We start from the raw sequence: 10,677 nt of genomic DNA on the forward strand, positions 1-10,677 counted from the left end.
TTTTCTAGGACTAAAGACTTAGAGAAAATTCCGATTGTAGTGCGATGTTTAAAATGTCATATTTTTATACACTAGTAGTATAGAATGCGTATGTAATAAGGTAGGGGAAGAATTTTATGTCTTTATGTCGGTTAGCGAGAAAAAATATAAGAACATTTGCTACCAAAAGGATGAAGCAATTTATGTGGATTGCTATGAGTATTATGATTTTGTTTTTTATGATATCGCTACAATTTAATGAAGTAGTTGCTGGGGAATTAGGGACTACATTTTTATTTCAAATGTGTTTTTACACGTTGTTTATCGTAGTCATTTTCATGTGTACGTTTATTACATATAAAATGACTTATTCTCTTCTGCAAGCGAGGAAAGAAGAAATTAAATCTTATGTAGCAGAGAATAGGAAGAGAAATGATGTACTATGTTTATTATGTCAGGAGCAATTATTTATTTATGGAGCAGCGTTTGTTTTTGGATTAGTTAATGGGATGTTATTTTTAAAATTATTTACGATTATCTTTATGAAAATAACAGGAATACAAGGGATAAATAGTGCACCGATTACAATATATGCAATAGTAGTAGTGAGTATAATTATGATTGTTATTCTTCTATTATCGATGGTGCAATGTATTCGATTTGTTCAAAGTTTACAAGATGAAAATTCATTTCAGTTTAAAGAAAAGGCATGAGAAATCATGTCTTTTTCCATTTTACACATAAAAATAATCATGTTACAGTGTAAAGACCTGACAAAGAATGGGAAGGAAAGGTTGTATAGCATGACAAATGAACAATCGATTGTAAAGGTTGAGCGGTTAACGAAGCGAATCGGTTCAAAGACACTTGTAGAAAATATTAGTTTCGAAGTTAAAAAAGGTGAAGTAGTTGGTCTACTTGGACCAAATGGTGCTGGAAAAACGACTTTAATGAGAATGATGGTCGGCATGATTCGTATGACAGAGGGCGAAGTTTGGATTGATGGTCAATCTGTAAAACAGCAATTTGAAAGTACTGCCTCGAAAATTGGAGCGGTAATTGAGACACCGGAATTTTATCCGTTTTTGAGTGGCTATGAGAATTTAACATATTTCGGACGCATGAATGGTAACGTTACAGAAGAACGTATCGATGAAGTAGTGAAACTGCTAGGTATGGGACAAGTCATTGATCGCAAAGTAAAAGCATATTCACTCGGCATGAGACAACGTTTAGGAATTGCCCAAGCGCTTATTCATGATCCAGATGTATTAATATTAGACGAACCAACGAATGGATTAGACCCTAGTGGAATACATGAAATGAGAATGTACATAAAGAAAATTGCACATGAACAAGGAAAAGCGGTACTGGTATCTAGTCACTTACTTTCGGAAGTTGAATTAATGTGTGATAGAGTTATCATTATTCAGCACGGAGAATATGTCGCGACGCAAAATATTCAGCATAATCAAAGTGAAGAGATGGAGACAATCCGTATACGCGTAGATGATGCGAATAAAGCGGCAGAAATGTTAGACCAAGATGTTTTAATAAAAGGTAATGATTTACTTATTCATGTAAAAGATGAAGAAATCCCAAATGTTATTCGTACATTGCTTGAGAAAAACATTCAAGTGTATCGTGTATATGAAGAAAGAAAAACGTTAGAAGAGCAATTTTTAGAATTAACAGGGGGAAAAGATATTGTTTAATTTAGTGTATAACGAATTGTATAAAATATTTAAGCGAAAGCGAACGATTATTCCATTTGCAGTTATTGCAGTATTAATAATCGGATTAGGATGGGTTACTGTAAAGTATTTGGAGCCGGAAACAAAAGGATGGAAAGCTGATTATACAGAACGAACTGTAGAAATTGAGAAAAAGCTAGGCATGGAAAAAGGAGCAATTTTAGCGGAACGATCTGGGGATGAGCTTGTAAAGGAATATCAGCTCAAGATGAAGCATTTAGACACAGATACAGCACCGGCAAGTAGTTCTCCACTTTCTTTCATGAGAGATACAGGCTTTATCGTATTTCCAATATTACTTCCGTTTATCCTCGTGTATGCAAGTACAATTTTTGCGAATGAATATAGCTGGGGAACATATAAATTTTTAACAATACGACCAGCGAGTCGCTTTAAAATTTTGACAGCTAAGTTTTTAGCAATTGTCATATTTGCAGCATTATTGTTTATATTTAATATGATTTTCTCCATTTTATGTGGACTGGTTATTTATAAATTCCAGCAGCCTGCATGGAGCGAGTTTATTTTCCAAGATGGAAATATTATAAAACAAAATATTTTTGTAGAAGCTAGTAAGTATTATATTTTATCGTGGTTGCCGACGATTGTGTACGCAGCGTTTGCGTTTATGATTTCTGTGCTAACAAGATCTAGCGGAGGCGCGATTGGTATTTCACTATTTCTTGCTTTATCAGGAAACATCGCATTACTAGCAGCAACTAGATATGCTTGGGCGAAATATTTATTGCCAGCAAACACAGATTTATATAGTATTGCAAAGAATGGAAGCTTTATTGATGGAGTAACGTTCCCGTTTGCATCATGTATGTTATTACTGTATTTATTTGTATTTTTAATCATTTCCTATACAGTATTTTTAAAACGTGATTTAACTTAAAAAAGGAGCCGTTAAATATGTCTTAACGGCTCCTTTTTTATGCAAATTGTTTAAGTGCCCTTTCAGCTAGCAAAGCGAAGTATTCTGCACTTATAGGTAATGCTCGCTCATCTACTGTAAAGCTTGGATGATGCCATTCATGTGTACCACTCGTTCCCATAAAGACGAATGATCCTGGTATGTGTTGTTGATAAAAAGAGAAATCTTCGCCAGCCATGGAAGGAGTAGGGGTAATCACGTCTAGTGACATTTCCTGTGCAGTTTGTGTACATAAATGAGTAAGACTTTCATCATTATGGACGGCAGGAGGACCTGAATGAAAATGGAATTCTGTTTTTACACCTAGTGCATCAGAAACGCCCTTAATGATACGTTCCATTAAGGCTGGAATTTTTTCGCGTGTTTCAGCTTGGAAAGTACGAACAGTACCTTCTAATATTGCTTTTTCAGGAATAACGTTCCATGTATTTCCTGAGTGGATGTTTGTGACACTAACGACGGCATTATGTGAAGAACTTATATTTCGGCTTACAATTGTTTGGAGTGCCATCACAATTTGAGAAGATGCGACAATAGGGTCTACCCCAGCATCTGGTACAGCTGCATGTGTACCAACTCCGTGAATTTTAATTTCAAATCGATCAACTCCGGCCATAAGTGGACCATCTTTAATACCGATTGTACCTACTGGTAAATCAGGTTTGTTATGCATACCGAAAATAGCTTGTACGCCATGTAAATGCCCAGCTTCAATAACTTTGCAAGCGCCATTACTACTCTCTTCAGCTGGCTGGAATATAAAGCGAACAGTTCCATTTAGGGAAGGTTCCCTTTCTTTTAATAAATAAGCTGCACCTATAATAGCAGCTGTATGAAAATCATGCCCACAAGCGTGCATTTTTCCATGGATTTTTGAAGCGTAGGATAAATTTGTTTCTTCCTGAATAGGAAGGGCATCAATATCAGCACGGATTGCTATAAGCGGTCCGTTACGATTCCCCGAAATTTCAGCAATAACGCCCGTTTCTAAATTAGAATTTATAATCGTAATGTTTTTCTCTTCCAACCAATTCTTTATAGCTTTCGTCGTTTCAAATTCTTCGTATGATAGTTCTGGATGCTCATGTAAATTTCGACGAATAGAAATTAGCGTCTCAGTTAATTGCTCTAGATTTGCTGCCACTTATAATGCCTTCTTTCTTAAATAAAGTATTTACATTAAGTATACAATATTAAAAGAGAGGATTCTCAAATGAAAATCCCCTCTCGTTTATGCTGCCAATTTTTTGTGTGTATGATGTTTACGATAACGTCCACGCATTGCATAAGCAATTTGCGGGATTGCAATCCCGATTAAAATAAGTGATACACCGAACCATTGTGAAGATAGTACAGCTTCTTTTAAAACGAATACAGACATAATTGTTGTAACTGGTAGTTCCGCAGCGCCAAGAATAGTCGCTAAGCCAGAACCAATCTTTGGAATACCAATTGTAAAGGCGATAGAAGGAATGACGATACTGAATGTTCCTAAACCTAAACCGTATTTCCAAAGTCCTTCAGAAATTGCACCGTTAAAAATAAATGTTGGAGGGAATACGATCATTACTAAAGTTAAAGCACCAGCCATTAAAAGAACACCGCGTGGTAATGAAGGTACTTCAACAGCAACTTTTCCGCTCACGAAAATGTATGTTGCAAATGTAACAGCAGATAATAGGCCTAATATAATTCCAGTCGTATCGAAATCACCTGCTGATTTTTCTAGTAAACCACTTGATAAAAATGTACCTGCAAGTAAGAAAATAACAGAAATAACTTTTTCTCTTGAAGGTAAAGTTTTTGTTGCGACTGCTTCAATAATAATTCCGACCCAAACGAATTGGAATAAAAGTATAATGGCGATAGATGCTGGTACAGTTTTTAATGAAGCATAATAAAAAATTCCAGTGAAACTTGCAGATGTACCTGCAACGAATAAAATTAAAGCTTGTTTTAATGGAACACGATGTCTAGAAAATAGAAGTGTAATAGCAAGCAAAATAATCCAACCGAACAAATATTGGCTGCCAATTACCTCTCCAAGTGAAAATCCTTCTGCATATGCAAGTTTAACGAAAATAGCTAAAATTCCATAACTACACGCTCCTAATAAAACTAAAAGAGAATAACGAAGCATGAAATATTCCTCCCATCTATATGAAATTGTTCCGTAACGGACATATATAACTAGAGGGAAGTATACAAAATTAAAAATGAAGGGTCAAATAAAAGAAAAGTGTGACATTTTATAGAATAATAATAAAAGTATGATATTTATGCATAATCTTGAAATTAGTAATAATAGAAGTATTGTAAAATCAAGTTTGTATTGTATAAAGACAGCATTTGAAAAAAATATTTTTTAATCAATATGTATATAAACGTACGAATAACATGCTAATCATTTGAGAAACTATATTACCTTTGTTATGTTAATAACATTAGAGAGGTTTTGTAGTGTAATTGAGATTTTTCTATATAAATAGAAGGAAATGAAAACGTTTTTTCAGAAAAAGTGTGAAAGGGTAGTTTTTCTTATTATCATGTTGGAAAAGTGATTTCACGAATTGTTCATAGTATTTTTATATGTTTTTGCTACAATATGTAAGGAGAGGAGTGGAATAATGCAAGATATTAGTATTTTTTTAGCGTTTGGTGCTGGGTTTTTATCATTTATTTCCCCATGTTGCTTACCGCTTTATCCGGCATTTTTATCGTACATAACAGGTATGTCGGTTTCTGAGTTGAAAGAAGAAAATGCAATGCTTCGCAAAAGAAGTATGATACATACAGCGTTTTTCTTACTTGGATTTTCAATTATATTTATTGCAATTGGATTTGGTACAAGTTTTATTGGAGGCATCTTTACAAATTATAAAGATTTAATTAGACAGTTAGGTGGTATATTTATCATCGTGTTCGGTCTTATTATTGTCGGTGTGTTTAAGCCGAAGTTTTTAATGCAAGATCGTAAATTCACGTTTAAAAATCGTCCGAGTGGTTATTTTGGATCTGTTTTAATTGGGTTGGCATTTGCTGCAGGGTGGACGCCTTGTACAGGACCTATTTTAGTGTCTGTAATCGGATTAGCAGCAACAAATCCAGAATCAGCAATGATTTATATGATTGCATACATACTTGGATTTGCTATCCCGTTCTTCGTACTATCATTCTTTATTACGAAAATGTCTTGGATTAAAAGAAACAGTATGAAGTTCATGAAAATCGGGGGATACATTATGATTATCATGGGTATCTTCTTATACTTTAACTGGATGACAAAAATTATCGTATATTTCTCAAGTTTATTTGGTGGTTTTACGGGTTTTTAGTATTATTCTGTGAAAATGTTGGAAATACTAACGGAAAAGCATATAATGAAAGTATATTTTGCATATAGCCACAAAAAAGGATGAGAAAATATGAACATAGTTGTTTTATCTAGTATCGTTGCTGTTTGTATGGCTGTTGGTGCGATGTTTATTCGTTTAAAAGCAGCTAAGAAACCTGCAACATTGAAAAAAATTATACTTCCACCATTTTTTATGAGTACGGGAGCGTTGATGTATGTTTTTCCTGAATTTCGATTAACTCCAGCAGAAATGTTAGAAGCAATTGGCGTCGGTTTGTTTTTCTCTATTTTTCTTATTAAAACATCTAAATTTGAGATTAGAGGACAAGAGATTTATTTGAAGCGTTCGAAAGCATTTGTCTTTATTTTAATCGGATTACTTGTCGTGCGAATTGTATTTAAAACATACTTAAGTCAATCTCTTGATTTGGGACAACTTAGTGGGATGTTCTTCTTACTGGCGTTCGCGATGATTGTGTCATGGAGAATTGCCATGTACCGTTCCTTTACGAAATTACAGAAGGAAATGGAAAAAGAAGATGGTTTTTATAATGAAAAAGATATGAAACTAACTTAAAAACTGTATATGTATAAAATAAAAAGACAGCGTTTTTTGACGCTGTCTTTTTATTTTATATTGTTAACACCTTCTATCCCAGCCGCGGCGTATAAAACGTTCCCCATTAAAGAAACAATTTAAATTTGGTGAGACGAACGGACCGATAAACGGAATAATGTTTGGCTCTGAAGTTTCATCAACGAAAGTCGGTGGTTTAGTAGGATCTGGTCTGAGTGTATAGCGAATGCGGGCGGTATTTTGAATGAGACCATTTCGTGGCTCTGCTGTTACTTGAACGATAAAACGAACAACAACGGATTCACTTGGATTAACAGTATTGATAAGAATACCGATAGTTGGGCTAGTTCCGGGACGTGCTACTCCATTTACTGTTACTGAATTTGGATAGAAAGTAACTTCAGGAGGAAGTGGGTCGGTAATGAGTACGTTATTTACTGGGAGGGTGCCATTGTTAGTAAAGGTAAGTGTATATGTGATGAAATCACCGAGATGGGCGCTATTTACATTTGCGGTCTTAATAAATGTGTTTGGCTCATTAGGGTTTACTTCTATCGTAATTGGTGGTGTTGTAGTCGTTGTTGTGATAGGTGGTCTAGTAGAGTCGGGTTGAGAAGTATACGTAATGGATGCGATATTTGTAATCATTCTATTAGCTGGAAGTGTAATAACCTGTACTTTGAATGAAATAGTTACGGATTCTGTTGGATTAAGAGTTCCGACTGGAATGCCTGTGGATGGATTTGCGTTTGGAACGGGAATGTTATTAATTGTGACACTATTTGGAACGAATGATGTGCCGACAGGAAGTGAGTCTGTAACAGAAATGTCAGTGACAGGAATCGTACCTTCATTTTGGAATGTGATAGTAAATGTAATCGTATCACCTACTGAAACGATGGATTTATCAGCGGTTTTTATCGGGTTAATAGTCCCAACGTTTACAGGAGTAATTGTAGTAGGTGTAGGCGTAGTAACGGATACAGGTGGTTTAGTAGGATCGGGTTGGTACTGGAAGGAAACGTTACCTTGGTTTTGAATTTCTCCGCTTGGTGGAATTGAAGTAACTAGGACACGGAAAGAAATCGTTGCGGATTCAGAAGGAGCAAGTGTTGAAATTGGGATGCCTGCTGATGGATTTGCAGTTGGTTGCGGCACGTTGTTAATTGTGACACTATTTTGGATGAACGAAGTACCGATAGGAATTGTATCAGTTACAAGTATATGATTAGCAGGAATGGTACCTGTATTTTGGAGAGAAATCGTATACGGTGCGAGACGTTCTCGAGTAAGTAATGCGGGAGCATAGGCGACAACGAGGACTATTCTTAATTGTAGAAACATCGAAAACAATAAAGAGTAGGATAACTGTTCAGGCGAGTGAGAGGAATGAAGGAGTAACGCCCCGAAACTCTCCCAGTGAGATTCCCAACTGCATACACTCGGCAGAGTGAGATGTTGGAAGCAGGGTAAAACATGCGGTTACGGTTCGTAGTGTCTATATGGATAACCGAAAGCCAGCAGGAATAATAAACCGGCTGGAACTAACTAAGTACCGTATGCTGTCAACCGACAAGGTGAGAATGTGTAAACACTGACGAACTTGCGAATGTACACCTCGATAGGTTTACGGGTCAGAAATGATTCGGAGTCTGAAAATAAGACTTGTCTAATGGATTGGAAACATCGCATAGTGACCAATCCTAACGTTGTTACAGGCAACGGAGCTAGACACGGGGTAAAGCAAGCACCTAAATCGGAGATTGAAAGATCTTTAAAACAACGATAGTCTGAACGGAACGTCGAAAGCCACTAACGTTGGGTCTATGACTCTATCGGCGGATATAGTTGAATACGAAACGGGTAACCGAGGGAAGTATTCTTAATAGTGGTGAGAGTAGTGGCACGACCGTTGAAGATTCTGTAATGGAATTGGAGGAACAGCCACAAGCCTATTTGTAGGAACTGAAATTTCATCTAATCTTGCATGGATTCTGGTAAGACTCAAAAGGTCACCAAATCAATATGAGAGTAGGTGATAGACCATGAATGATAGAACTAAGTCCACGCCAAAGAATAAGAAACTAAGACACAACGAATACTACGGTATCCAAACTTTCTTAGATAACTTATACCAGAAGGCAACAAAGAAAAATTCTTTTAAAAATTTAATGCCTATCATTATATCAGATGAAAATATACTCCTCGCGTTTCGTAATATTAAAGGAAACAAAGGGAGTAAAACAGCAGCTTGTGACAATGTAAACATTAAGGATATTGAGAGAATGGAACAAAGCTATTTCTTGAACGAAGTAAAAAGACGCTTTCAAAACTACCAACCGCAGAAAGTAAGGCGCAAGGAAATACCGAAACCCAATGGGAAAACCAGACCTCTGGGAATACCAAGTATGTGGGATAGGATTATCCAACAATGCATCTTACAAGTAATGGAGCCTATCTGTGAAGCACACTTCTGTAACCGAAGTCATGGATTTCGCCCAAACAGAAGTGCTGAAAATGCTATAGCAGACGCAACAAAACGGGTAAATCAGCAAAACCTTACATATGTGGTGGATATAGACATTCAGGGATTCTTTGACGAAGTAAGTCACGTCAAACTCATGCGCCAACTATGGACACTGGGTATTCGTGACAAACAACTACTAGTCATTATCCGGAAAATATTGAAAGCGCCAGTGCAACTGCCTAACGGCAAAACGATATTTCCGACCAAAGGTACCCCGCAAGGTGGTATCCTTAGTCCACTACTCGCCAATGTTAACCTTAACGAATTTGACTGGTGGATTAGTAATCAATGGGAAACTTTCAAAGCCAAGAAGGTAAAGCCGAGATTGAAAGATGGGATTTGGAGTAATGACACTGTAACATATTGTCTATCCAAAACATCCAAGATGAAACCAATGTATATCGTAAGATACGCAGATGATTTTAAAATCTTTACAAATACACGTAGGAATGCGGAGAAAATTTTCGAAGCAACTCAAATGTGGTTAGAAGAACGTCTAAAACTGCCTATCTCAACCGAAAAGTCTAAAGTAACCAATCTGAAAAAGCAACAGAGTGAATTCTTAGGTTTCACTCTTAAGGCTGTAAAGAAAGGTAAGAAGAACGGTAACACACGATACATTGCAGTAACACACATCTCTCCAAAAGCACTGGAAAAAACAAAACAAGATTTAGCAAAACAAGTGAAAAGGATACAGAGAACCCCAAACTCTAATGAAACAATTAAGAGAATCAGTATATACAACAGCATGGTCATTGGTAAGCACAACTATTATAAAATAGCAACGCATGCTTCCCTGGATTTCAGTAAAATGAACCATAGTCTTGGTCACATGATGTATAACAGATTCCCAAAGTCAAAAATTAGAGGAAAAAGCAACACAAACGGATACACGAATATAGGGAAATATAAAGGGAAAGACAGAGGTATTAAACCATACCTAAAGTCAAAAGCGATGAGATTTCTCATGAAATGTCCTATTTTACCAATCTCCTATATTCAACACAAAAAACCGATGATGAAAAAGCAATCTATTAACAGATACACCGCAGAAGGACGAGCCCTTATACACAAAAACTTGGCAGAAATAACCGAAGCGGAACTGAAATGGTTAAGAGAAAACCCAGTTATAAATGAACGGGCAACCATAGAATACAATGATAATCGAATTTCTCTTTATATTGCACAAAAAGGAAGATGCAGTGTAACAGGTGAGAAACTCTCGCCTTGGGACATCCACTGTCACCATAAGCGATTATGGAGTGAAACAAGGGATGACAGCTACAAAAATCTTACCATCATCAAGCCAAGTGTCCATACACTAATACACGCGACCAATATAGAAACCATAAACCAATTCCTCAATAAATTAAAACTCAACGAGGAACAGTTAGGCAAACTTAATAAATTGCGGAAATTAGTCAAAAATGAGGAAATCTGTATGTAATCACAAAATGAAGTGGATATGGAACATGAACAACTAGCGTTGTTTGCTTAGAGCTTATCATTATTAGATGAAAAGAAAACTACAATATAGGTGGACCGCGG

At 36.2% G+C, this 10,677-nt stretch carries 8 protein-coding genes and 2 pseudogenes; 7 read left to right on the forward strand and 3 right to left on the reverse strand.

All coding sequences use genetic code 11. The features are described from left to right. Window positions 1-116: 116 nt before the first annotated feature. From QCI47_RS09540 to QCI47_RS09550, 3 genes are all read left to right on the forward strand, one after another. Window positions 117-692, forward strand: coding sequence for an FtsX-like permease family protein (locus QCI47_RS09540; RefSeq protein WP_309422896.1), 576 nt, complete (start codon window positions 117-119; stop codon window positions 690-692). 90 nt (window positions 693-782) lie between these two features. After that, on the forward strand, window positions 783-1,694 hold the full coding sequence (locus tag QCI47_RS09545; RefSeq protein ID WP_000180642.1) for an ABC transporter ATP-binding protein: 912 nt from the start codon (window positions 783-785) through the stop codon (window positions 1,692-1,694). Beyond that, a complete protein-coding gene (locus tag QCI47_RS09550; protein WP_353811756.1) occupies window positions 1,687-2,631 on the forward strand; it encodes an ABC transporter permease in 945 nt (314 codons plus the stop codon). The genes QCI47_RS09545 and QCI47_RS09550 overlap by 8 nt, the downstream gene beginning before the upstream one ends. Window positions 2,632-2,668: 37 nt before the next feature. Here QCI47_RS09550 and QCI47_RS09555 read toward each other — a convergent pair whose 3' ends face one another. Together QCI47_RS09555 and QCI47_RS09560 are read right to left on the reverse strand one after the other, a co-directional pair. Continuing rightward, the gene (locus QCI47_RS09555) at window positions 2,669-3,814 is read right to left on the reverse strand and encodes a M20 peptidase aminoacylase family protein (RefSeq protein ID WP_000729803.1); all 1,146 of its coding nucleotides are present in this window, start codon (window positions 3,812-3,814) and stop codon (window positions 2,669-2,671) included. Window positions 3,815-3,901: 87 nt separating this feature from the next. After that, window positions 3,902-4,810 (reverse strand): EamA family transporter, encoded by a 909-nt coding sequence (locus QCI47_RS09560; protein ID WP_000947030.1) that lies wholly within the window; start codon window positions 4,808-4,810, stop codon window positions 3,902-3,904. 326 nt (window positions 4,811-5,136) lie between these two features. Here QCI47_RS09560 and QCI47_RS09565 point away from each other — a divergent pair. From QCI47_RS09565 to QCI47_RS09575, 3 genes and pseudogenes are all read left to right on the forward strand, one after another. Further along, a pseudogene (locus tag QCI47_RS09565) lies at window positions 5,137-5,281 on the forward strand (peptidase T). Window positions 5,282-5,297: 16 nt separating this feature from the next. Continuing rightward, window positions 5,298-6,005 carry a cytochrome c-type biogenesis protein CcdA gene (ccdA, locus tag QCI47_RS09570; RefSeq protein WP_001152681.1) on the forward strand — a complete coding sequence of 236 codons (708 nt, stop codon included), beginning with the start codon at window positions 5,298-5,300 and terminating at the stop codon, window positions 6,003-6,005. Between the two features lie 90 nt (window positions 6,006-6,095). Beyond that, window positions 6,096-6,602: a CcdC family protein gene (locus tag QCI47_RS09575; RefSeq protein ID WP_001028639.1), complete on the forward strand. Its 507-nt coding sequence runs from the start codon at window positions 6,096-6,098 to the stop codon at window positions 6,600-6,602. Window positions 6,603-6,665: 63 nt separating this feature from the next. Here the strand turns inward: QCI47_RS09575 and QCI47_RS09580 are convergent. Further along, window positions 6,666-7,874, reverse strand: a pseudogene (locus QCI47_RS09580) (hypothetical protein); the annotation flags it as partial. Window positions 7,875-8,647: 773 nt separating this feature from the next. Here QCI47_RS09580 and ltrA point away from each other — a divergent pair. Further along, the gene (gene ltrA / locus QCI47_RS09585; protein ID WP_000999901.1) at window positions 8,648-10,576 is read left to right on the forward strand and encodes a group II intron reverse transcriptase/maturase; all 1,929 of its coding nucleotides are present in this window, start codon (window positions 8,648-8,650) and stop codon (window positions 10,574-10,576) included. Window positions 10,577-10,677: the final 101 nt, after the last annotated feature.

Origin of the sequence: Bacillus cereus group sp. RP29 (assembly GCF_040459765.1) — a bacterium.
GTDB classification, from domain to species: Bacteria; Bacillota; Bacilli; order Bacillales; family Bacillaceae_G; genus Bacillus_A; species Bacillus_A paranthracis.